The organism is Microbacterium barkeri (assembly GCF_027921765.1).
Lineage (GTDB): Bacteria > Actinomycetota > Actinomycetes > Actinomycetales > Microbacteriaceae > Microbacterium > Microbacterium barkeri.
The window spans coordinates 97,366-119,033 of sequence record NZ_BSEJ01000005.1; the positions used below are offsets into that span (position 1 = coordinate 97,366).

Sequence of the window (21,668 nt, forward strand, 5' to 3'; positions counted from 1 at the left end):
CCGACGATCAGACCGAGTGGACGAGCTCGACGATGCGCGTCAGCACCGTCGGGTCGGTCTCCGGCGGGACGCCGTGGCCGAGGTTGACGATGTGCGCACGGGCAGCGCGCCCGCGTTCGAGCACGTCGCGGACGTGCGCCTCGAGCACCTCCCAGGGCGCGGCGAGCAGGGCGGGGTCGATGTTGCCCTGCAGGGTCGTCTCGCCGCCGACGGTGCGCGCGGCCTCGTCGAGCGGCACGCGCCAGTCGACGCCGACCGCGGACGCGATGCCCCCGAGGCGCATGTCGGCGAGCACGGGGCCCGTGCCGACGCCGAAGTGGATGACCGGCACGTCGAGGCCCTGAACGGCGGCCGTCGAGTGCGGGAGCACGAACGCGCGCAGATCGGATGGCGCGAGCGAGCCCGCCCACGAGTCGAACAGCTGCACGGCCGCAGCCCCCGACTCGATCTGCGCCTGGAGGAACGCGCGCGAGACCTGCGCGAGCCATCCGGCGAGCGCGTGCCACGCGCCGGGGTCGGCGTGCATCAGGGCACGGGCGCGCAGGTGCTCCTTCGACGGACCGCCCTCGACGAGATAGGCCGCGAGCGTGAAGGGCGCCCCCGCGAAGCCGATGAGCGGCGTGCGGGCGCCGTCGAGCTCCGAGACGACGGCGCGCACCGCGGCGCGCACGGGCTCGGCGGCCGCCGCGACCTCCGCGGGGTCGATGGCCGTCACGCGGTCGACGTCGGCGCGCGTGCGCACGGGGTCGGCGAAGACGGGCCCGCGCCCGGGGACGATCTCGACCTCGATGCCCGCGAGCCGGAGCGGCACGACGATGTCGCTGAAGAAGATGCCCGCGTCGACCCCGTGCCGCCGCACGGGCTGCAGCGTGATCTCCGCCGCGAGGTCGGGCGTGAGGCACGCGTCGAGCATGCGCGTGCCGACGCGGAGCTCGCGGTACTCGGGAAGCGAGCGGCCTGCCTGTCGCATGAACCAGATCGGAGCGGTATCGGGGCGCTCGCCGCGCAGGGCGCGCAGCAGCGGCGCATCGGGGGAAGGCATGCCCCCATCCTCCCATCCGCGCCTTCGGAGTCGCGGAAAGCGCCGGTTAGGCAACCCTTCCTTTTCATGAATCATTCAGAAGAGACTTTTACGCGGGGTAGAATGGCTGTCGTGCTGTTCTGCCTGTCTGCGAGTCACAAGACCGCGCCGTTCGATCTCCTCGAGCGCCTGAGCACGCACACGACCGCCGTCGCCCCGCTCATCGCGGGCCACAGCGAGGACGTCAAGGGCACCGTCGTGCTCTCGACGTGCAACCGCTTCGAGGCGTACATCGACCTCGACGTGCCGTCCGGCGCCGCGCGCGAGGCCGGCCTCGCCGCCGCGCACGAGGCCATCCGCACGGCCACGGGCGTCACGCCCGAAGACCTCGAGGGCGCCTGCGAGGTGACCGCGGGCACGAAGGTCGCCGAGCACCTCTTCTCCGTCGCCTCGGGACTCGAGTCGGTCATCGTCGGCGAGGGCGAGATCGGCGGCCAGGTACGCCGCGCCCTCGACGAGGCGCGCGAGCACGGCACCACCTCGAGCGAGCTCGAGCGCCTCTTCCAGCGCGCGACCGAGACGCAGAAGGGCGTCAAGAACGGCACCGCCCTCGGCCGAGCAGGCCGCTCGCTCGTGCGGCTGGCGCTCGACCTCGCGGGCAGCCGCATCGCCGACTGGACCACCGAGCGCACGCTGCTCGTCGGAACCGGCTCCTACGCCGCCGCGACGCTCGCCGCCCTGCGCGACCACGGCGTGACCGACATCACGGTCCACTCGCCCTCCGGCCGGGGCGCGCGCTTCGCCGCGAAGCACGGCCTGCTCAGCGTCGCGAGCGACGAGTTCGCCGCGGTGGCCGCGTCGTCCGACCTCGTCATCACCTGCACGTCGCGCGAGGAGCCGGTCATCGACGCGGCCCTCCTGCAGGGCGCCGGGTTCGACGGCGCCGCGATGATCATCGACCTCGGCATGCCGCGCAACGTCGCCCCCGACGTCGCGACCGTGCCGGGCGTCACGCTGCTCGACCTCGAGACCATCCGCCTCCACGCGCCGCTCGAGGAGCTCCAGGCGACGGAGGCCGCGCGCGCGATCGTGCAGGACGCCGCGGCGCGCTTCCACCTCGCGAGCCGCCAGCAGAGCGCGCAGCCCGCGATCGTCGCGCTGCGCCAGCACGTGTTCGAGCTCACCCAGGCCGAGGTCGACCGTGCCCGACGTCGCGGCGACGGCGAGCAGGTCGAGCAGGCGCTGCGCCACCTCGTGGGCGTCCTGCTGCACACGCCGACCGCGCGTGCGGGTCAGCTGGCGGCCGAGGGACGCTCCGACGAGGTCTTCGACGCGCTCGAGACCCTGTTCGGCATCGACGCGCGCCCCGCTGCGGCCGCGGCCGAGGCGCCGGTCTGCCCGTTCACGGGCGACGCGCAGGCCTCCTGACCCCTTCCGGGACTTCCGGGCCCTCCCCCGGGACTTCCTGACCCCTCCCCCGGGACACATTGCAGGAGATCCGCGGGCCGCACCGTCGACCATCCGCACGATCCCGCGCACGCGCTGCCGCCATCCGCTCAATTCTCCTGCGCTCTGTCCCGCCCGGTCCGGTCCTCGCGGTCGCGGCACGGCCTGAGACCATAGGAGCATGGCTCTCACGATCACGGGCGACGACGCCGCAGACACGCTTCTCAGCGAGAACCCCCTCGCGCTCCTCATCGGCATGCTTCTCGACCAGCAGGTCGCGATGGAGACGGCGTTCGCGGGGCCCGAGAAGATCCGCGAGCGGATCGGCGCGGTCGACGCCGCGACCATCGCGTCGCATGACCCCGAGGCGCTCGTCGAGGCGTTCCGCCAGACGCCGGCCGTGCACCGCTACCCCGGCTCGATGGCCGAGCGCGTGCAGCAGCTGTGCCGCGCGATCGTCGAGGACTGGGACGGCGACGCCGCGCAGCTCTGGACCCGCGGTGACCCTTCGGGCGCCGAGGTCCTGAAGCGGCTGAAGGCCCTGCCCGGATTCGGCGACCAGAAGGCGCGCATCTTCCTCGCGCTCCTCGGCAAGCAGTGCGGCTTCGACGGCTCCGGATGGCGCGAGGCCGCGGGCGCGTACGGAGAGGAGGGCTCGTTCCGCTCGGTCGCCGACATCACGAGCCCCGAGTCGCTCGCCAAGGTGCGCGAGCACAAGCGGGCGATGAAGGCCGCCGCGAAGGCGAAGGCCTGATGCAGCCGACCGGCGGCGACGTCGAGGAGCTCCTCGCCGCGGTCATCCCCGCTCGCCGCCGAGACGATGCCCACACGCTCGTCGACCTCATGCGCGAGGTGTCCGGCCGCGAGCCCGTGCGCTGGGGCACGATCATCGGATTCGGATCGTGCCGCTACCGCTATGCGACGGGGACGGAGGGCGAGACCGCGCTGCTCGCGTTCGCGCCGCGGCGGGCCGCGACGACCGTCTACCTGCTCGACGGCGTCGCGGCCCACACGGAGGCGCTCGCCCAGCTCGGACCGCACACGACCGGCGCGGGCTGCCTCTATCTGAAGAGCCTGGCCGACGCCGATCTCGATGTCCTCCGGGGCATTCTCATGCGCTCACTCGCCTGGGCCGAGGCGGGCGGGAGCGAGGGGATGGCCCTGGAGGTCACGAGCTGAGGACCGCGTCGCGCGACGCGACCTCGGCGGAGAGGCGGTTCGCCGGGCGCGGCAGGCCGTAGTGCTCGCGCAGGGTGCGCCCCGTGTACTCCGTGCGGAACAGCCCGCGCTCCTGCAGGATCGGCACGACCTTCTCCGCGAACGCCTCGAGCCCGGACGGCAGCACGGCGGGCATGATGTTGAACCCGTCCGCCGCGCCGGTCTCGAACCACTCCTGGATCGTGTCGGCGACCTGAACGGGGGTGCCGGTGAAGGTCCGGTGCCCGCGACCCCCGCCCAGTCGCCCGATCAGCTCGCGGACGGTCAGGCTCTCGCGCCGGGCGAGCTGGACGATGAGCGTATAGCGGCTCTTCGCCCCCTCGATCTCGTCCTCGTCAGGGAGGTCGTCGGGCAGCGGGCGGTCGAACGCGAGCGACTCGGGGTCGACGCGGAGAGTCCTCGCGAGCTGCTCGCGCGCATACTCCGGTCGGATGAGCCGATCGAGCTCGGCCTCCAGCTCGCGGGCCTCCTCCTCCGTGTCGCCGAGGATCGGGACGATGCCCGGGAGGATCTTCACGTGCTCGGGGTCGCGGCCGTTCTCGACGGCGCGCCGCTTGACGTCGTCGGCGAAGGCCCGCGCCTCCTCGATCGTGGGCTGGGCGGTGAAGACCGCCTCGGCCCAGCGCCCCGCGAACGCCTTGCCGTCCTCGCTCGAGCCGGCCTGGACGAGCACGGGGTACGCCTGGGGGCTCCGCGGCGCGTTGAGCGGGCCGTCCACGCGGAAGTGCGGACCGCGATGGTCGATCGCGCGGACCCGGTCGGCGAGCGTGTGGACGCCCGCCGCCTTGTCGGCCACGACCGCGTCGTCCTCCCACGAGTCCCAGAGCTTCGTCGCGACCTCGAGGAACTCCGAGGCGCGCGCGTAGCGGTCGCGGTGCAGCGGCTGGTCCTCCAGGCCGAAGTTCCGAGCGGCCGCCTCCCCCGCGGTGGTGACGATGTTCCATCCCGCCCGGCCATCCGAGATCCAGTCGACCGACGAGAGGCGCCGGGCGAGATTGAACGGCTCGTTGTACGACGTCGACGCCGTCGCGATGAGCCCGATGCGCGAGGTCGTCACGGCGAGGGCCGCGAGCAGGACGGTCGGCTCGATGCGCCCCTGCGGGCGGCGCCCGACGTCCCCGAAGAGCACGGGCGAGTCCGCGAGGAACAGCGAGTCGAAGCGCGCGTCCTCCGCGATCCGGGCGAGCCGCTGGTGATAGGCGAGGTCGAGCAGCGCGTGCGGATCCGCATCGGGCAGCCGCCAGGACGCCTCGTGGTGCCCCGTGTCGTGCAGGAACAGGTTCAGGTGCAGCTGTCGCGTGGTCATCTTTCCTCCTTGTCGGCCGCGGTGGCGGCACCGGGTTGCGGGGAGACCCCCAGAGACGCGAGCAGCTGCTCGCGGTAGCGCGCGAACGCAGGATCGTGCGGACTCCGGTCGCGCGGGAGCTCGATCGGGACGTCGAGGGCGAAGCGGCCCTTCTCGATGACGAGGACGCGGTCGGCGAGCAGGACCGCCTCGTCGACGTCGTGCGTGACGAGGAGCACCGCGGGATGGTGGACATCGAGGAGGTTCCGCAGGAGGGCGTGCATCCGGATGCGCGTGAGCGCGTCGAGCGCGCCGAACGGCTCGTCTGCGAGGAGCAGCTGCGGCTCGCTCACGAGCGACCGCGCGAGCGCCGCGCGCTGCTGCTCGCCGCCGGACAGCTCATGCGGCCAGGCGCGCTCGCGCCCCGCCAGCCCGACCTCGGCGAGGACGCCGCGTCCGCGTTCGGCGGCGCCCGCCCCGCTCTGCCCGAGGGTCACGTTCTCGAGCACGCGGAGCCACGGCAGCAGCCGGGAGTCCTGGAACACGAGCGAGACGCGCTCGGGGACGAGGACGTCCCCGCCGCCGTCCACCCCGTCGTCGAGGCCGGCCACGGCGCGCAGGAGGGTGCTCTTCCCCGACCCGCTGCGCCCGATGAGGGCGACGAACTCGCCCCGCCCGATTCGCAGGTCGATGCCGTCGAGGACGGTCCGGCCGTCGAACCTCCGCGTCAGGCTCGAGATCTCGACCGCCGCGGTCAGCTGCCCAGGGTGCGTCGCCACGAGAGCGCCCTCCTCTCGAGCAGGCGGACGAGCGCATCCGAGGCGAAGCCGAATGCGCCGTACACGACGAGGCCGACGAGGATGATGTCGGACTGCGCGTACAGCTGCGCCTGAGACATCATGTAGCCGATTCCCGACGTGGCGTTGATGGTCTCGACGACGATGAGCGCCGTCCACGAGCCGACGACGGCGAGCCGGAATCCGACGAAGAACCCGGGGAGGGCGCCCGGCAGGAGGACCGAGCGCACGTACTGGCGTCGGCTCAGCCCGAGGGATTCCGCGAGCTCGATGTAGCGCCGGTCGATGCCGGTCAGCCCGCTGTAGGTGTTGATGTAGACCGGCACGAGGACCCCGAGCGCGACGACGACGACCTTGAACTCCTCGCCGATGCCGAGCCACAGGATGAGGAGCGGGATCAGCGCGAGGTTCGGGACCGCCCGCTTCACCTGCAGCGTCCCGTCGATGAGGGAGTCGCCGAGCCTGCTCAGACCCGCGAGCACGGCGAGCACGACGCCCGTGACGGTCCCCACCGCGAGACCGAGCAGCGCGCGCCCCAGCGAGGTGGCGATGCTCTCCCCCAGCCGGCCGTCGGCGATGAGCTCGCCGGCGGTGCGGAGCACGGCATCCGGCCCGGTCAGCAGACGCGGATCGAGGAGGCCCGCCCACGCGGCGGCCTGCCAGACGATGAGCACGAGCAGAGGCCCCAGCAGGCGCGCGCCGGGGAGGCCGGGGCGGCGACCGAGTCGACGGCGACGGCCCTGGCGGACGAGCCCGGGCGCCGCGCCGACGGGCGCGGGGGCGATCGCGATGCGCCCCACGGGGCGGGCGATGGTGGTCATCGTGCGCCTCCTCGGTACTCGGCGGCCACGGCCGCGGCCGCGTCGCCCTCGAACCGGCGGTCGAACAGCACCTCGGCGTCGAAGGTCTCGACGAAACCGCCCTCCGCGAGGAGATCGATCGACGACTGCGCCCAGTCGACGGCGACATCCCAGTCCTCGGGGAACAGGGGGCGGTTGGCCGTCTCCCAGATGCGGTCGGCGTCCGCGGCCGTCACTCCCTCGGTGTCGACGTAGTAGAACTGCTTCCACGCGTCGGCGTTCTCCCAAGCCCAGACCTGGCCCTGCGCCCAGACGCGGATGTAGTCGCGCACCGCGCGCACGTTCTCCTCGTCGGCGAGCAGCTCGGTCGGCACCCAGAGGACGCTGAGCAGGTCCGGTTCCTCCGAGGGGATGGCGATGGCGCCATCCGCCCCGTACTGATCGATGTACTTCGTGACGGCCGGCTCGCTGAGTGGCGCGACGTCGACCTGCCCCGACTGCAGCGCGGTGAGGAACTGCGTGCTCGGGAGGGGGACGAGCTCGACCTCGTCGTTCGCGATCCCCGCTGTCCGGAGAGTGCGGAGCACCGTGTCGCCCTGCGACTGCCCCTGCGAGAACGCGATCTTCTTGCCGCGGAAGTCGTCGAAGCCGTCGATGGAGGAGCCGGCGGCCGTCGCGTAGACGTACGACGGCTCGGGGCGCTCGAGCACCGCGACGATCGTCGCGTCGAACCCGATCGCGTGCGCCTGGATCGGCGGGATGATGGCGTTCTGCGCGATGTCTGCGGCGCCCGCCCGGAACGCCTGGATGACGTCGGGCCCGGCAGAGACGTTGACCCACTCGCCGACCGTGAACGCGGGGCCCTCGAGGTCGGCGCCCGCCGCCTCGAGCTGGAGCTGCGTCGTGCGGCCGGCGACGCGCAGCGTCGTGTCCGCTTCGGGCGCGCCGGACGGCAGGGCGGTCGTGTCGCGCTCGGCGCCGGCCGTCGCCCCCTGGCTGGCCGTCGCGCAGCCCGTCAGGGCCACGAGCGCCGCCGCGGTCATCATCACGACCGCCCGTCGGCTGATCGTCGATGTGCGGAGTGTCCCGTTCATTGCTGTCCTTCCCGTGCCTGTCGTCGAGTGCGTTGGGAGAGATCCTGGAAGCCGCGTCAGCCGCCGTCCAATGCCGTGAAGTCGGGAGACGCCTCATGAAGTCGCGTGTCTGCGCATTGCGGCATGTGACGCGCTGCCGAGGGGCCCGTCGACGGCGGGCGAGCGCTCATCGGGCGGCGCTGAATCCCACTCACCGGGAGAACGGCCCGGCTCCGCGGCGGGGCTCTGACAGCATGTCCCGGTGCATCGTCGCGCACGGGGGCGCGGCGAGACGACCCGAGGAGACGACGACGTCATGACCGAGACCGCCGCGCCATCCGCGCGCACCCGCAGCCGCACCTGGATCGGCATCCTCTGCTTCCTCATCGTGGTGTTCGAGGGGTACGACATCGTCGCCCTGGGCGCCACGATCCCGGTGCTGACCGATCCCGCCATCGGGGGCTTCTCGGTCGGCGAGATGAACCTCGTGAACACGGTCTCGCTCGTCGGGGTCGGGCTCGGCGCGGCGATGATGGGGCGCATCGCAGACCGCTTCGGCCGCCGCACGCCGCTTCTCATCGCGGTCGCCGTCTTCTCCGTCTTCACGATCGCGTTCCCGCTCATGCCCGATGCGGTGTGGATGGGCGCGAGCCGCCTCATCGCGGGCCTCGGGCTCGGCGGCTGCATGCCCGTGGCCCTCGCGATGATGCAGGAGGTCGCTCCGACGGGGCGGCGCGCGCTCGCGAACAACATCCCCATGATCGGCTACCACCTCGGGGCGGTGCTCGCCTCACTCGCGGGGCGGTTCGCCGGCGCGGAGTGGTCGCTCCTCTACTACCTGGGCGGTGGGCTCGGCGTCGTCCTCTTCGCCGTGCTCTGGCTGCGGCTGCCCGAGACGGCCCCCGCCGAGCTGCGCGCGCAGGCCGAGCGCACGTCGATCGCCGACGTCCTGAAGCCGCGCTACGTGCGCTCCTCGATCGGACTCTGGGTCGCGACGTTCATGGGCCTCGTGCTCGTGTACGGCCTGAACGCGTGGCTGCCGAAGATCATGGGGGCAGCGGGCTACCCGGTCGCCGACTCGCTCATCATGCTGTTCGTGCTGAACCTCGGGGCCATCGCCGGGCTCGTCATCAGCGCCTTCGCGGCCGACGCCCGCGGCATCAAGGGCGTCGGCATGATCTGGTTCGGCGCCGCGGCGGTGCTCCTCGTCGTGCTGTCGATCCCGTTCGACTCGCAGCTCGTGCTCACGACGGCGATCTTCGTCACGGGGGTCTTCGTCTTCAGCGCCCAGACCCTCATGTACGCGTTCGCGGGGCACGTCTATCCGCGCACCCTCGTCGCGACCGGCATCGGGCTCACCTCGGGCATCGGCCGTTTCGGCGCGATCGCGGGCCCCTGGGCGACCGGGCTCATGGTCGCGGCCGGAACCGCCTACCCCGGGGCGTTCTACCTCTACGCCGGTGCCGCGGTGCTGGCCGTGCTCGCCGTGCTGCAGATCCCGAGGCCCGGCGCCCGCCCCTGAGGGCGGACACGCAGAAGCGCCCCGTCCGGCTCCGGGTGACCCGCTCGGCCGGACGGGGCGCTTCTGCGCCGATCAGGCGCCGCGGAGGCGCTCGGCGAGGTAGGCGTGCAGGCCCTCGAGCGGGATGCGCTCCTGGCCCATCGTGTCGCGGTCGCGGACCGTGACCGCGCGGTCCTCGAGCGAGTCGAAGTCGACCGTGACGCAGAACGGCGTGCCGATCTCGTCCTGACGGCGGTAGCGGCGGCCGATCGCACCGGCGTCGTCGAAGTCGACGTTCCACGAGACCCGCAGCTGATCGGCGACCTCGCGGGCGAGCGGCGAGAGGCGCTCGTTGCGCGACAGCGGGAGGACGGCGACCTTGACCGGGGCGAGGCGCGGGTCGAGGCGCAGCACGGTGCGGGTGTCGGTGCCGCCCTTCGCGTTCGGCACCTCCTCCTCGCGGTACGCGTCGACGAGGAACGCCATCATCGAGCGGGTGAGGCCGAACGACGGCTCGATGACGTACGGCACGTACTTCTCACCCGAGGCCTGGTCGAAGAACGAGAGGTTCGAGCCGGAGTTCTCGATGTGGTTCGACAGGTCGAAGTCGGTGCGGTTGGCGATGCCCATGAGCTCGCCCCAGCCCTTGCCCGCGAAGCCGAACTCGTACTCGACGTCGATCGTGCGGTCGGAGTAGTGCGCGCGCTCGCCGTCCGGGACGTCGAACTTGCGCATGTGCGCCGGGTCGATGCCGAGGTCAACGAACCAGTTCCAGCATGCGTCGACCCAGTGCTCGAACCACTCGCCGGCCTCGGCCGGGGGCACGAAGAACTCGATCTCCATCTGCTCGAACTCGCGGGTGCGGAAGATGAAGTTGCCGGGCGTGATCTCGTTGCGGAACGCCTTGCCGACCTGGCCGACGCCGAACGGGGGCTTCTTGCGCGCGGCCGTCACGACGTTCGCGAAGTTCACGAAGATGCCCTGGGCCGTCTCGGGGCGCAGGTAGTGCAGGCCCGACTCGTCGTCGACGACGCCCACGTAGGTCTTCATGAGGCCCGAGAACGAGCGCGGCTCGGTCCACTGGCCGCGCGTACCGCAGTCGGGGCACACGATGTCGGCCATCCCGTTCTCGGGGGCACGGCCCTTCTTGGCCTCGTACGCCTCGATGAGGTGGTCCTCGCGGTGGCGCTTGTGGCACTGCAGGCACTCGACGAGCGGGTCGGTGAAGGTCGCGACGTGGCCGGACGCCTGCCAGACCTTGGTCGGCAGGATGATCGACGAGTCGAGGCCCACCATGTCGCCGCGGCCGCGCACGAACGTCTGCCACCACTGACGGCGGATGTTCTCCTTGAGCTCGGTGCCGAGGGGGCCGTAGTCCCACGCGGACCTCGAACCGCCGTAGATCTCGCCCGCTTGGAACACGAACCCGCGATGACGGGCGAGGGCGATGACTTTGTCGAGGCGGGACTGCTCGGCCACGGTGGCTCCAATGGTCGGAAAGGGGGCGAGGGCGCCGTGAGCGGTTCCGCGACGGGATCCGGGCACCCCCTCAATCCTAGTCCGCGGGTCCGGCGGGGTCGGCCTCCGCCGGACCCGCGCCGAGCGCCGTGCCGCCGGCCTGCGCGCGGGCGAGCGCGTCCGAGATCGCAGCGGACGTGTGCGCGAGCTGGTTCAGGGCGACGAGGACGCGCGTCTGCGCCGCCGCGCCCTGCAGCAGCGCCCGCGCGACGGCATCCCGGGTGCCGTCCGTGCGGATGGACGCGATGTCCTCACGGGCGAACTCGGCGAGCATCCGCGCGTACCGGGCGAGGGCCTCCCGCCCGAACGTGACGCCGACCGCCTCCGCATCGCGCAGGGCCGCGGAGAGCGCGTCGCGCGCGACGCTCGTCGCGTCGGGCCATCCGACATCGGCGAGCAGCCTCGGCACGCGCGCGTCCTGCCCGGCGTCACCCGCGCGCAGCCCCGTCGCGATGAGCTGGCACTCCTCCATGATGTCCAGGAGCGGGACGCGGGGGTCGTCGATGCGCACGACGAGCGCCCGGATCCGCGCGATCGGCAGGTCGAACTCCTCCCGCAGCGTGCGCACGAGCGCGATCCGCTCGACGTGCCCCTCGCCGTAGACGGCGGTGGTCTGGTTGCGGAGCTCGCCGGGCGGCAGGATCCCTTCCCGGATCCAGAACTTGAGCGTCGCGGTCGATGTGCGGGTGCGCGCGGCCAGTTCGCTGAGCTTCATGCCCCTCCTCGGATAGCGCGGCGGCCCAGCGCTATCCAGGATGCGCCGCATTGGATAGCGACTCTATCTTGTGAGCATGGACCCGCACGCGCTCCTCATCCCGATCCACGCGATCGCGGCATCGCTCGTCATCCTCCTCGCGCCGGTCAACATCCTCCGTCGTCGCAAGGACCGCGCCCACAAGGCCCTCGGCCGCACGTGGGTCATCGCCATGTACCTCGTCTGCGTCTCGGGGATGTTCATCTACACGATCGGCGGCTTCACCGTCTTCCACGCGCTCGCGATCTTCACGTTCGCCACCACGACCCTCGGCGTGATCGCCATCCGCCGCGGCAATGTGCGCTCGCACATCGGCAACATGGTGGGCTCCTGGCTGGGCGCACTCGCCGCCGGCGCGTTCGCGGCATTCGTCCCCGGCCGCTTCATCCCCACGCTCGCCGTGTCGGACCCCGTGGTGCTCTGGTCAGCCGTCGCCGCGATCGTCATCGCCGCGACGGCGTGGGTCGCGTTCGTGCTCGCGCGCTTCGGCGCCCCGGCCCGCCGTCGCATGCCGCGGGCAGCGCTCATCCGCTGACGGCGGGAGGCGTCACCGGGCCGCCTGCGCCGCTGCCGCGGCACGCGCGAGCCACGCGGGCGTCGCGCCGGGCCGCTGCGGCGGCACGAGCCGCCCCGCCTCGCAGTCCTCGACGAGCTGACGCGCCCGGCGTTCGCGCGTGGTCTCCTGCTTCGCCGACATGATCCAATGGCGGACGGCCTTGCGGTAGCCCGGCGTCGCCTCGGCGAGGAAGGCGACCGCGCCCGGCGAGGCGTCGACGATCGCCTGTAGCGGGGCCGTGAGCTCGGCCTCGGGATTCTCGTGCGAGTACGTCCCGGTGCGCGCCTCGGTGCGGCGCTCGAACGCCGCGATCCCGGCGGGGTGCATCCGCCCCTCCGCGAGCAGCCGCTCGACGTGCGCGATGTTGACGCGCGACCAGGTGCTCCCGCGCTTGCGCGGGGTCCAGCGCTGCCGCCTCGAGTCGTCGTCGATCCTCTGCGAGACCGAGTCGATCCATCCGAAGCACAGCGCCTCGATCACGGCATCGCCCCACGTGAGCCCGCGGTCGGGCACATGCGCGAGCCGCAGGCCCATCCACAGCTCGGTCGCGGTGTCGTGGTTCCGCTCGAGCCACGCGCGGAACTCCGCGGCGTCGCGGAAGAACACGGCGGGCCGCTCGGGGGTCCCTCCCGGAGTGCCGGGCTCGGGGGAAGTGCTCACGCGAACAGGATGGCACGCGGCGCCGACACCGACGCGACGGTGCGGATGGCGGGTGCCGATGGAGGGCGGATGGCGGGCGCCGATGTCCGGGGCGGATGGCACGATGGGGGCATGGCAGCGGCTGCGACGTCCTCTCCCCCGATCGGCATCGTGTTCCGTCCCCAGTCCCCGCCCGAGGAGCTCGTCGCCGTCGCGCGTGCCGCCGACGCCGCGGGCGTCGCGGAGCTGTGGCTCTGGGAGGACTGCTTCCTCGAAGGCGGCCTCGCGACCGCGACCGCGGCGCTCGTCGCGACCGAGCGGCTGAAGGTCGGCATCGGCCTGCTTCCCGTGCCGCTGCGGAACCCCGCACTCGCGGCGATGGAGGTCGCCACGATCGAGCGACTCGCGCCGGGCCGGTTCATCGCCGGCTTCGGCCACGGCGTACTCCCGTGGATGGGCCAGGTCGGCGCGAGGGTCGCGTCGCCCCTGACGCTGCTGCGCGAGTACGTCGGCGCCGTGCGCTCGCTCCTCGACGGGGAGACCGTCGACGTGGCCGGGCGGTACGTGAAGCTCGACGGCGTCTCGCTCGGATGGCCGCCCGCCACCGCGCCCGAGATCACGATCGGAGGGAGCGGGCCGAAGACCCTGCGCCTGGCCGGAGAGATCGGCGACTCGGTCCTGCTCGACGCCTCGATCGACGTCGAAGGCCTCCGCCGCGCACGGGCGATCATCGACGAGGGACGCGAGGCCTCGGGGCGCGGAGGCCGCGCCCGCGTGCGCGTCTACACGGAGATCGACCCTCGCGCCGATGCGCTCGAGAACCGCATCGCCGACCGCATCGCCGAGCTCGTCGACGCCGGGGCCGACGCCGTCGCGTTCCAGGGAACGGATGAGGCGCCCGACCCGAGGCCCCTGCTCGACGCGCTCCCGGACTGAGCCGCGCGCCCGGGCTGAGCCGCACGGGTCAGTCCCAGGGGCTCCCGCCCTCGCCCGTCGTGAGCGGGCGGAGGTCGCGCGGCGGCGGCCACGGCAGCTCGATGAGCTCATAGGGCACGTCGATCGCGCCGAAGTCGTCGGTCTTCACGACGACGCGTCCGGGAGCGACGACGCCGCCCTCGAGCCGATCGGGAGAGAACTCGACCAGGCGGACGCGCACGTCGCGGCCATCCGGCCGGCGCAGCATCCACACATCCGCCATCCACGACAGACCCTGGCGCTCGAGCGCCTCCTCCGCCTCGAGCCAGTCGACCGAGCTCGTGACATCGGCGCCGAAGAGCGACACGGCGACCCAGCCGTCGCCATCCGGACGCACCCAGCCCACGAGCTCGCCGTCCGAGGCGCGGCGGTGCGGGATCCAGTCGGGCGTGATCATGTCCTCACCCTAGGCGGAGCCCGTGTCCGGAGCGGAGCCTAGGGTGGAGAAGGTGCGCGACGACGACAGACCCCGAAGCAGGCTCGCCCACCCGCCGCGCTGGCTCACGGTCGCCGTGCTCGCGTTCGCGGGCCTGTGCTCCGCGTTCATGTTCACGCTCGTCGTGCCGCTCCAGGCCGAGCTGCCGACGCTCCTCGACGCGTCGCGCGAGGACACGTCGTGGGTCATCACGATCACCCTGCTCGTCGCCGCCGTCGCGACGCCCATCTCCGGGCGTCTCGGCGACATGTACGGGAAGCGGCGGGTGATCGTCGTCCTGCTCGCGCTGCTCATCGTGGGCTCCCTCGTCGCAGCCCTCTCGAGCTCGATCGTCGGGGTGATCATCGGCCGTGCCCTGCAGGGAGCGGTGACCGGCGTCGTGCCGCTCGGCATCGCGATCATGCGCGATGTTCTGCCTCCCGACCGCCTCGGGACCTCCGTCGCGCTCATGAGCGCGACGATGGGGGTCGGCGGAGCCGTCGGCATGCCGGTCGCGGCGTACCTCGCGCTCAACGCCGACTGGCACTCCCTGTTCTGGCTCGCGGCCGCTCTCGGCGTCGTCGGGCTCGCGCTCGTCCTGGTCTACGTCCCGGAGGACATCCTGCGAGCGCCGGGCCGCCTCGACGTGGTGGGCGCGATCGGCCTCGCCCTCGGGCTCACCGGGCTGCTGCTGTTCGTCTCCCGCGGCGCGGAATGGGGATGGACGTCGCCCGCCGCGCTCACCAGTGTCATCGGCGGGCTCGTGGTGCTCGGCGTGTGGGGCGCGTACCAGCTGCGCACGCGCGACCCGCTCCTCGACCTGCGCGTCGCGGCTCGTCCGGCGGTGCTGTTCACGAACATCGCCGCGATCGGGATGGGCTTCGCGCTGTTCTCGTCGAACGTGACGTTCCCGCAGATGCTCGAGCTGCCGACGGAGACCGGGTCCGGTTTCGGGATGGACATGGTCGGCGCCGCGCTCATCGTCATGCCCGCGGGCCTCGTGATGATGGTGATCTCGCCGCTGTCCGGATGGCTCGAGCGGACGATCGGGCCGCGGCCGCTGTTCACGGGCGGCGCGTCGTTCATCGTCCTGGCCTACGTGTTCGTGCTGCTGTGGTCGAGCGAGATCTGGCACATCTTCGTGGCGAACCTCCTCATCGGCGTCGGGATCGGGTTCACGTTCGCCGCCATGCCGATGATCATCATGCGCGCCGTTCCCGCCGACGAGACCGGGGCGTCGAACGGCCTCAACGCGCTCTTCCGCTCGGTGGGGACGTCGAGCGCGTCCGCCGTCATGGGCGGCGTGCTCGCGGCCATGAGCGTCGAGGTCGGGGGCGCGACCATCCCCACGCGCGAGGCGTTCGACGTCTGCTACTGGCTCGCGATCATCGCGGCCGCGGTCGCGGTGGCGCTGTCGCTCTTCATCCCGCGCCACCCGACCTCAGCCCATCCGTCGCTGCCGAGCTGACGGCCGTCCGGCTCAGTCCCAGGGCATCGCCGCGGGGAGCTCGACGGAGAAGCGCTTGGCCAGCCACGCGGCCGCCAGCGGCACCCAGTGCGCGGCATCGTCGTCGATCATCGGCTCGGCAGACGCGGTGGCGCGCGTCGCGAGCGAGAGGCCGTGCTGGCCCGCCTCGAAGGCGTGGAGCTCGAAGGGCACGCCGTGCGCGGCGCATGCCGACGCGAACCGGAGGGAGTGCTCGACGGGCACGAGCGCGTCGGCGACCGTGTGCCACAGGAAGGTCGGCGGGGTCTGTGCGCTCACGTGCAGCGCGGGGCTCGCCGCGTCGAGCAGCTCAGGCGCCGGGTCGATCTCGCCGAAGTACGCGACGGCGGCCATCTCGCGGACGGCGCGCTCCGCGGGCGGCATGGCATCCAGACGGGCGTGCTGGAAGCGGTAGTCGCTGAGCGCGTAGCCCATGATGAGCGCGGCGGGCCGCAGCTCGTCCGGCGTCGCGTCGACCGCCTCGGTGACGAGGGCGTCATGCCATCGCGTGCCGTACATGCCGGCGTTGTGGCCGCCGGCGGAGAACCCCGCGACCGCGATGCGGTCGGCGTCGACGAGCCACTCCGCCGCCCGCGACCGGATGTGCTTCATCGCGAGGGCGACGTCGATGAGCGGGTTCGGGAAGACGCTGTGCGCGCGGGGCTCCATCGCGCGCGCATCGACGTTCCAGTCGAGCGGCCCGCCCGCTCCGTACACCGAGTAGCGCAGCACGAACGCGTGATACCCGAGCGCGGCGAACGCGAGGGCGACCGGCTCGGCCTCGCGATCGGAGCAGCCCATGTACGCTCCCCCGGGCAGGATCAGCACGGCGGGGCGGGCGCGGCCGTCGAGCAGCTCCGGGGAGTCGTCGAGGACGTACGTCGTGAGGGTCACGTCGTCGCGTCCGTCGTGGAGGGCGATGCGCTCGTGCTTCATGGTGCTCCTTCGCAGTCATGCCGCGGGTGCGGCGTCTCCAGCATCGCGTCACCGCGCGATCGGCGCCATTCGCCTCTCCCGCATGCGCATGAGGCGACGGCTCACACGAGACGCAGATCTGCCTCGATCGCCTGCGTCGCCGCGATCAGCCGCGGGAGGTGCTCGTCCCGGAGACGCTCGATCGGAACGCGCGCGGCGCTCGCGGACACGTTCACCGCCGCGACGACCCGGCCATCCCGGCCGCGCACGGGAGCCGCGACCGATCGCACGCCCGACTCGAGCTCGCCATCCGTAATCGCGAATCCCGCGGCCGCGACCTCGTCGAGCCGGCGCGCGAGGGCCGATCGGTCGGTGATCGTGCGCTCGGTGAGGGGCTCGAGAGCGGATGCCGCGAGCAGGGCATCGCGCTCATCCTGCGGCAGGTGCGCGAGCAGCACGCGGCCCATGCTCGTGGCGTAGGCCGGGAAGCGGGTGCCGATCGTGATCGCGACGCTCATGATCCGACGCGTCGGAACGCGCGCGACGTAGACGATATCGCCGCCGTCGAGGACGGCCGCCGAGACGCTCTCGTCGACCTCGCGCGAGAGCCGCTCGAGGTGGGGCTGGACGATCTCGGGCAGCGACAGCGCCGAGAGGTAGCTGAAGCCGAGCTCGAGGACGCGCGGGGTGAGCGCGAACTCCCGCCCCGTGCTGCGGACGTACCCGAGCGTCTCGAGGGTGAGCAGGAACCGCCGGGCGGCTGCGCGGGTCATCTCCGTCCGGGCGGCGACCTCGCTCAGGGTGAGGCTCGGGTGCTCCGCGTCGAACGAGCGGATGACCGCGAGGCCGCGCGCGAAGGACTGGACGAAGTCGCCGCGGCCCTCTTCGACGTCGTTCGTGCTCATCCTCGCGACCCTATCGCCCTCCGGACCACCCCGTGTCTCACGCGGTGCGGCCATCCGGGCCCGAAACCCGCGTGGAATGAGACATGGGGGTGGTGGCGGGGCTTCCGTGCGGTGCCGGGGACCTCCGTGTCTCACGTGGTGCGGCCATCCGGGCCCGAAACCCGCGTGGAATGAGACATGGGGGCGGTGGCGGGGCTTCCGTGTCTCACGCGGTGCGGCCATCCGGGCTCCATTCCCACGCCAACCGAGACATGCACGACCCCCGGTCCCGCGCACGCACGGCTGCGGCTCAGCGCTCGAGGACGACGGCCAGCCCCTGCCCGACGCCGATGCAGAGAGCGGCGACCGCCACTCCCCCGCCCCGGCGCTTGAGCTCATGCGCGGCGTGCCCGATGATGCGTCCGCCCGAGGCGCCGAGCGGATGCCCGATCGCGATCGCACCGCCGTGGATGTTCACGCGCTCGGGGTCGATATCCCACTGGCGGATGCATGCGAGGCTCTGGGAGGCGAACGCCTCGTTGAGCTCGACGAGGTCGACGTCGGCCCACGTCTTCCCCGCTCGGCGGAGGGCGATGTTCGCCGCCTCGACCGGCGCGACGCCGAAGAGGTGCGGCTCGTTTCCGAAGACGCCTCGGCCGGCGATGCGCGCGAGCGGCTCGGCGTCGATCGCCCCCTCGGCGCCGAGGAGCACGGCCGACGCCCCGTCGTTGATCGACGAGGAGTTGCCCGCGGTGACCGTGCCGCCCTGCTTGAACAGCGCCTTGAGGTCGCCGAGCTTCTCGACGGTCGAGCCGTCGCGGATGCCCTCGTCGCGGGCGAGCTCATGCCCGTCGACCTGCACGATCTCCGCGTCGTAGCGGCCCTCGGCCCACGCGCGGGCCGCGAGCTCGTGGCTGCGCACGGAGAAGGCATCCTGGTCGTCACGCGAGATGCCGTAGGTCTCGGCCAGCAGCTCGGCGCTCTCGCCGTTCGAGATCGTCCATTCCCGCGGCAGAGCGGGGTTGACCATCCGCCATCCGATCGACGTGTTCCACATCGTCTGGTTTCCCACCGCCGGGAACGGCTTGGCCGACTTCTCCACGACGAACGGCGCGCGGCTCATCGACTCGACCCCGCCCGCGAGCACGATCCGGTCATCGCCGGCCTCGATCGCGCGCGAACCCTGGATGACCGCCTCGACCGACGAGCCGCAGAGGCGGTTCACCGTCGCGCCGGGCACCGTCACGGGGAACCCCGCGAGCAGCGCACCGAAGCGCGCGACGTTGCGGTTGTCCTCGCCGGCCTGATTCGCGTCGCCGAACATGACGTCGTCGATCCGTGCGGGGTCGAGACCCGTGCGGTCCACGGTCGCCCTCATGACGACGGCGGCGAGGTCGTCGGGACGCACCCCCGACAGCGCTCCGCCCGCGCGCCCGAACGGGGTGCGGACGGCGTCGTAGACGAAGCTCGCGGTCATGCCGCCACCTCCTGCAGAGAGAGCCCGGTGAGGGACTCGAGGCCCTCGATCGTGTTGTCGCCGAAGAGCTCCCGCACGCGGAAGCCCTCGTCGGTCACATCGAACACCGCGTGATCGGTGTAGACCCGCGTGACGCAGCCGACGCCCGTGAGGGGATACGTGCAGGCGGCCACGAGCTTCGACGCGCCCTGCTTCGTGAGCAGGTCGGTCATGACGAACACCTGCTTCGCGCCGATCGCGAGGTCCATCGCGCCGCCCACGGCGGGGATAGCCCCGGGCGCGCCGGTCGACCAGTTCGCGAGGTCGCCGCGCTCCGACACCTGGAACGCGCCGAGCACGCAGATGTCGAGGTGCCCGCCGCGCATCATCGCGAACGAGTCGGCGTGGTGGAAGTAGGCCGCCCCGGGCAGTGCGGTCACGGGCTGCTTGCCCGCGTTGATGAGGTCGGGGTCGACGCGGTCGGCGGCAGGGGCCTCGCCCATGCCGAGCAGGCCGTTCTCCGTGTGCAGGATGATCTCCTGATCGGATGGCAGGAAGTTCGCCACGAGGGTGGGCGCGCCGATTCCGAGGTTCACGTAGGCGCCCTCGGGGATGTCGGCGGCGATCCGTGCCGCGAGCTCGTCGCGGCTGATGCGGGTGGTCATCGTGCGGCCTCCTCGGCGAGCGGGCGTCCCTCGATGTCGACGCCTCCGACGAAGACGCCGTCGCGCAGCCACGCGCGCTCGCCGACCGCCACGACGCGGTCCACGAAGAGACCCGGGGTCACGACCATCTCGGGGTCGAGCGCTCCGAGCTCGACGACCTCGTCGACCTGGACGATCGTCGTCGTGGCGGCCGTCGCCATGATCGGCCCGAAGTTGCGCGCGGTCTCGCGGTAGACGAGGTTGCCCCAGCGGTCGGCGCGGTGCGCGCTGATGAGGGCGACGTCGGCCCTGATCGGATACTCCAGGACGTACGTGCGCCCGTCGATGTCGCGGTGCTCCTTGCCCTCCGCCAGCTGCGTGCCCACGCCCGTGGGCGAGAAGAAGGCGCCGATCCCCGCGCCGGCGGCGCGGATCCGCTCGGCGAGATTGCCCTGGGGCACGAGCTCGAGCTCGAGCTCGCCCGCACGGTACAGACCGTCGAAGACCCAGGAGTCGCTCTGACGAGGGAAGGAGCAGACGATCCGGCGCACGCGTCCCGCCGCCAGGAGCGCTGCAAGGCCGGTGTCCCCGTTGCCGGCGTTGTTGTTCACGATCGTGAGGTCGCGGGCTCCGTGCGCGATGAGCGCGTCGATGAGCTCGACGGGCTGTCCGGCGCGCCCGAAGCCGCCGATCATGACGGTCGCGCCGTCCGCGATCCCCGCGACGGCGTCCTCGACGCTCGCGACGGTCTTGTCGATCACCGGTTCCTCCTCGATCGGTTCGCTCTGCGAACGTATGTTCGCTATACGGCCAGTGTAGCGAGCGGATGTCCGCCGCGCGAGCCCCGGGCGCACGCCGCGTCGGACCCGTGGTGCGGATGTCGCCTGCCGGGGACGACACGCGCACACGAGCCCCAGCCATCCGATTGCGCGTACGGGGTCGGGGCCCGACGCCGACCATCCGTCACTCTTCGACATGCGATGCGGAAGTCGCACCGTGCTCGCGGTACCGTCGCGACGGCGGGCACGCCCGCAGAAGGAGCGAGGAGCAGCATGACGACCATCGAGACGACGACCGCCGGAAGCCTGCCGCGCACGAAGGCCCTCATCGAGGCCAACGCCGCGCGCACGTTCGAGGAGGACGGCTTCACGCTCACGTCGACGCCCGAGTACGAGGCGCTCGTCGCGGAGGCCGTGCGCGATGTCGTCGAGCGCCAGCGCGCGGTCGGGATCACGCAGCCGGGAGACGGCGAGTTCGGCAAGGCGATGTCGAGCCCCGTCGACTACGGCGCGTGGTGGGGCTACTCGTTCCAGCGCGTCGACGGCCTCTCGCTCACCGAGGTGAACGCGTTCAACGAGCCGCCCCGCCGCTCCGAGCCGGGCAACATCGTGCTCACGTCGTTCCTCGACCGCCGCGACCGCCAGGCGTTCGCCGAGGTGTACCACGACCCGGAGAACGGCGTCGAGACCGGACGGACGGCCACGGCGTTCCCCACGACGACCGGCCCGATCTCGTACCGCGGGCAGGCCGCGACGGCGGCGGATGTCCGCCACCTCGCCGACGCGCTCGGCGAAGGCGAGACCGGATTCCTCACGGCGATCGCGCCGGGTTCCGCCGCACGCGTGCGCAACGACTACTACGCGACCGAGCTCGAGCACATCCGCGCGTGGACGGACGCCCTGAAGGAGGAGTACCGGGCGATCACGGACGCCGGTCTCATCCTGCAGCTCGACGATCCGTCGCTCGCGGAGAACTGGGACCAGATCAACCCCGAGCCGAGCGTCGAGGACTACCTCGCGTTCACGCAGATCCGCATCGACGCGATCAACGAGGCCATCGCCGGGCTACCCAGGGAGCAGGTGCGCCTGCACCTGTGCTGGGGCTCATGGCATGGGCCTCACACGACCGACATCGAGCTCAAGCACATCCTCCGCACCGTGCTCGGCGCGAAGGTCGGCCAGATCTCGTTCGAGGCGGCCAACGTGCGCCACGAGCACGAATGGGCGGTGTGGGAGGAGAACAGGGATCTCATCCCCGACGACCTCGTCCTCGTGCCGGGCGTCGTGGGTCACTCGACGAACCTCGTCGAGCATCCGGACCTCGTCGCGCAGCGCATCGAGCGCTTCGCGCGCATCGTCGGCCCTGACCGCGTGATCGCCGCGACCGACTGCGGCCTGGGCGGCCGCGTCCACGAGCAGATCGCGTGGGCCAAGCTCGAGGCGCTCGGCGAGGGCGCGCGCCGCGCCGCGAAGCGGGTCTGACGGCCCCGGGTTCGCCGCAGATCA

General features: G+C 72.2%; 22 protein-coding genes. 8 read left to right on the top strand and 14 right to left on the bottom strand.

Translation table 11 applies throughout. From position 1 onward, the window contains the following. Positions 1 to 7 precede the first annotated feature (7 nt). Positions 8 to 1,042 carry a uroporphyrinogen decarboxylase gene (gene hemE, locus PKE79_RS06840; RefSeq protein WP_271172934.1) on the bottom strand — a complete coding sequence of 345 codons (1,035 nt, stop codon included), beginning with the start codon at positions 1,040 to 1,042 and terminating at the stop codon, positions 8 to 10. A gap of 111 nt (positions 1,043 to 1,153) precedes the next feature. Between hemE and PKE79_RS06845 the strand changes: the two genes are divergently transcribed. The 3 genes from PKE79_RS06845 (at position 1,154) to PKE79_RS06855 (ending at position 3,646) form a co-directional block, all read left to right on the top strand. Beyond that, complete coding sequence (locus tag PKE79_RS06845; protein ID WP_271172935.1) at positions 1,154 to 2,449, top strand: glutamyl-tRNA reductase; 1,296 nt, start codon at positions 1,154 to 1,156, stop codon at positions 2,447 to 2,449. Positions 2,450 to 2,648: 199 nt separating this feature from the next. After that, a complete protein-coding gene (locus tag PKE79_RS06850; RefSeq protein WP_271172936.1) occupies positions 2,649 to 3,221 on the top strand; it encodes an HhH-GPD-type base excision DNA repair protein in 573 nt (190 codons plus the stop codon). Then, positions 3,221 to 3,646, top strand: coding sequence for a DUF1801 domain-containing protein (locus PKE79_RS06855; protein ID WP_271172937.1), 426 nt, complete (start codon positions 3,221 to 3,223; stop codon positions 3,644 to 3,646). Before PKE79_RS06850 ends, PKE79_RS06855 begins: the two co-directional genes overlap by 1 nt. Here the strand turns inward: PKE79_RS06855 and PKE79_RS06860 are convergent. From PKE79_RS06860 to PKE79_RS06875, 4 genes are read right to left on the bottom strand one after another with little or no spacing between them, the layout of a single operon-like run. Then, a complete protein-coding gene (locus PKE79_RS06860) occupies positions 3,636 to 4,991 on the bottom strand; it encodes an LLM class flavin-dependent oxidoreductase (protein ID WP_271172938.1) in 1,356 nt (451 codons plus the stop codon). The genes PKE79_RS06855 and PKE79_RS06860 overlap by 11 nt on opposite strands. After that, a complete protein-coding gene (locus tag PKE79_RS06865) occupies positions 4,988 to 5,749 on the bottom strand; it encodes an ABC transporter ATP-binding protein (RefSeq protein ID WP_374727752.1) in 762 nt (253 codons plus the stop codon). Before PKE79_RS06865 ends, PKE79_RS06860 begins: the two co-directional genes overlap by 4 nt. Beyond that, a complete protein-coding gene (locus PKE79_RS06870; protein WP_271172939.1) occupies positions 5,725 to 6,588 on the bottom strand; it encodes an ABC transporter permease in 864 nt (287 codons plus the stop codon). Before PKE79_RS06870 ends, PKE79_RS06865 begins: the two co-directional genes overlap by 25 nt. Further along, positions 6,585 to 7,661, bottom strand: coding sequence for an ABC transporter substrate-binding protein (locus PKE79_RS06875; RefSeq protein ID WP_271172940.1), 1,077 nt, complete (start codon positions 7,659 to 7,661; stop codon positions 6,585 to 6,587). Before PKE79_RS06875 ends, PKE79_RS06870 begins: the two co-directional genes overlap by 4 nt. Positions 7,662 to 7,956: 295 nt before the next feature. Here PKE79_RS06875 and PKE79_RS06880 point away from each other — a divergent pair, with 295 nt between their 5' ends. Continuing rightward, positions 7,957 to 9,162, top strand: coding sequence for an MFS transporter (locus PKE79_RS06880; RefSeq protein WP_271172941.1), 1,206 nt, complete (start codon positions 7,957 to 7,959; stop codon positions 9,160 to 9,162). 72 nt (positions 9,163 to 9,234) lie between these two features. Here PKE79_RS06880 and PKE79_RS06885 read toward each other — a convergent pair whose 3' ends face one another. Together PKE79_RS06885 and PKE79_RS06890 are read right to left on the bottom strand one after the other, a co-directional pair. Next, a complete protein-coding gene (locus PKE79_RS06885; protein WP_271172942.1) occupies positions 9,235 to 10,620 on the bottom strand; it encodes a glycine--tRNA ligase in 1,386 nt (461 codons plus the stop codon). Between the two features lie 76 nt (positions 10,621 to 10,696). Next, the gene (locus PKE79_RS06890; RefSeq protein WP_271172943.1) at positions 10,697 to 11,374 is read right to left on the bottom strand and encodes a MerR family transcriptional regulator; all 678 of its coding nucleotides are present in this window, start codon (positions 11,372 to 11,374) and stop codon (positions 10,697 to 10,699) included. A 76-nt stretch (positions 11,375 to 11,450) separates the two neighbouring features. Between PKE79_RS06890 and PKE79_RS06895 the strand changes: the two genes are divergently transcribed. Beyond that, on the top strand, positions 11,451 to 11,948 hold the full coding sequence (locus PKE79_RS06895; protein ID WP_271172944.1) for a DUF2306 domain-containing protein: 498 nt from the start codon (positions 11,451 to 11,453) through the stop codon (positions 11,946 to 11,948). Positions 11,949 to 11,960: 12 nt separating this feature from the next. Here the strand turns inward: PKE79_RS06895 and PKE79_RS06900 are convergent, their stop codons facing one another. Beyond that, positions 11,961 to 12,629, bottom strand: a complete 669-nt coding sequence (locus tag PKE79_RS06900) for a YdeI/OmpD-associated family protein (RefSeq protein WP_271172945.1) — start codon at positions 12,627 to 12,629, stop codon at positions 11,961 to 11,963. A gap of 9 nt (positions 12,630 to 12,638) precedes the next feature. Here PKE79_RS06900 and PKE79_RS06905 point away from each other — a divergent pair, with 9 nt between their 5' ends. Next, a complete protein-coding gene (locus tag PKE79_RS06905) occupies positions 12,639 to 13,544 on the top strand; it encodes an LLM class flavin-dependent oxidoreductase (RefSeq protein ID WP_271172946.1) in 906 nt (301 codons plus the stop codon). Between the two features lie 28 nt (positions 13,545 to 13,572). Here the strand turns inward: PKE79_RS06905 and PKE79_RS06910 are convergent, their stop codons facing one another. Then, a complete protein-coding gene (locus PKE79_RS06910) occupies positions 13,573 to 13,980 on the bottom strand; it encodes a hypothetical protein (protein ID WP_271172947.1) in 408 nt (135 codons plus the stop codon). 52 nt (positions 13,981 to 14,032) lie between these two features. Here PKE79_RS06910 and PKE79_RS06915 point away from each other — a divergent pair, with 52 nt between their 5' ends. Further along, entirely contained in the window at positions 14,033 to 15,466 is a 1,434-nt protein-coding gene (locus PKE79_RS06915) for an MFS transporter (RefSeq protein ID WP_271172948.1), read from the top strand. Between the two features lie 12 nt (positions 15,467 to 15,478). On the opposite strand, the gene PKE79_RS06920 is transcribed toward PKE79_RS06915, so the two are convergent. The 5 genes from PKE79_RS06920 to PKE79_RS06940 form a co-directional block, all read right to left on the bottom strand. Beyond that, positions 15,479 to 16,420 carry an alpha/beta hydrolase gene (locus PKE79_RS06920; RefSeq protein WP_271172949.1) on the bottom strand — a complete coding sequence of 314 codons (942 nt, stop codon included), beginning with the start codon at positions 16,418 to 16,420 and terminating at the stop codon, positions 15,479 to 15,481. Between the two features lie 101 nt (positions 16,421 to 16,521). Beyond that, complete coding sequence (locus tag PKE79_RS06925; protein WP_271172950.1) at positions 16,522 to 17,304, bottom strand: IclR family transcriptional regulator domain-containing protein; 783 nt, start codon at positions 17,302 to 17,304, stop codon at positions 16,522 to 16,524. A 289-nt stretch (positions 17,305 to 17,593) separates the two neighbouring features. Then, complete coding sequence (locus tag PKE79_RS06930) at positions 17,594 to 18,760, bottom strand: thiolase family protein (RefSeq protein ID WP_271172951.1); 1,167 nt, start codon at positions 18,758 to 18,760, stop codon at positions 17,594 to 17,596. Beyond that, positions 18,757 to 19,404, bottom strand: coding sequence for a 3-oxoacid CoA-transferase subunit B (locus PKE79_RS06935; protein ID WP_271172952.1), 648 nt, complete (start codon positions 19,402 to 19,404; stop codon positions 18,757 to 18,759). The genes PKE79_RS06930 and PKE79_RS06935 overlap by 4 nt, the downstream gene beginning before the upstream one ends. Continuing rightward, the gene (locus tag PKE79_RS06940; RefSeq protein WP_271172953.1) at positions 19,401 to 20,144 is read right to left on the bottom strand and encodes a 3-oxoacid CoA-transferase subunit A; all 744 of its coding nucleotides are present in this window, start codon (positions 20,142 to 20,144) and stop codon (positions 19,401 to 19,403) included. The genes PKE79_RS06935 and PKE79_RS06940 overlap by 4 nt, the downstream gene beginning before the upstream one ends. Positions 20,145 to 20,435: 291 nt before the next feature. Between PKE79_RS06940 and PKE79_RS06945 the strand changes: the two genes are divergently transcribed. Then, on the top strand, positions 20,436 to 21,644 hold the full coding sequence (locus tag PKE79_RS06945) for a cobalamin-independent methionine synthase II family protein (RefSeq protein ID WP_271172954.1): 1,209 nt from the start codon (positions 20,436 to 20,438) through the stop codon (positions 21,642 to 21,644). Positions 21,645 to 21,668 lie beyond the last annotated feature (24 nt).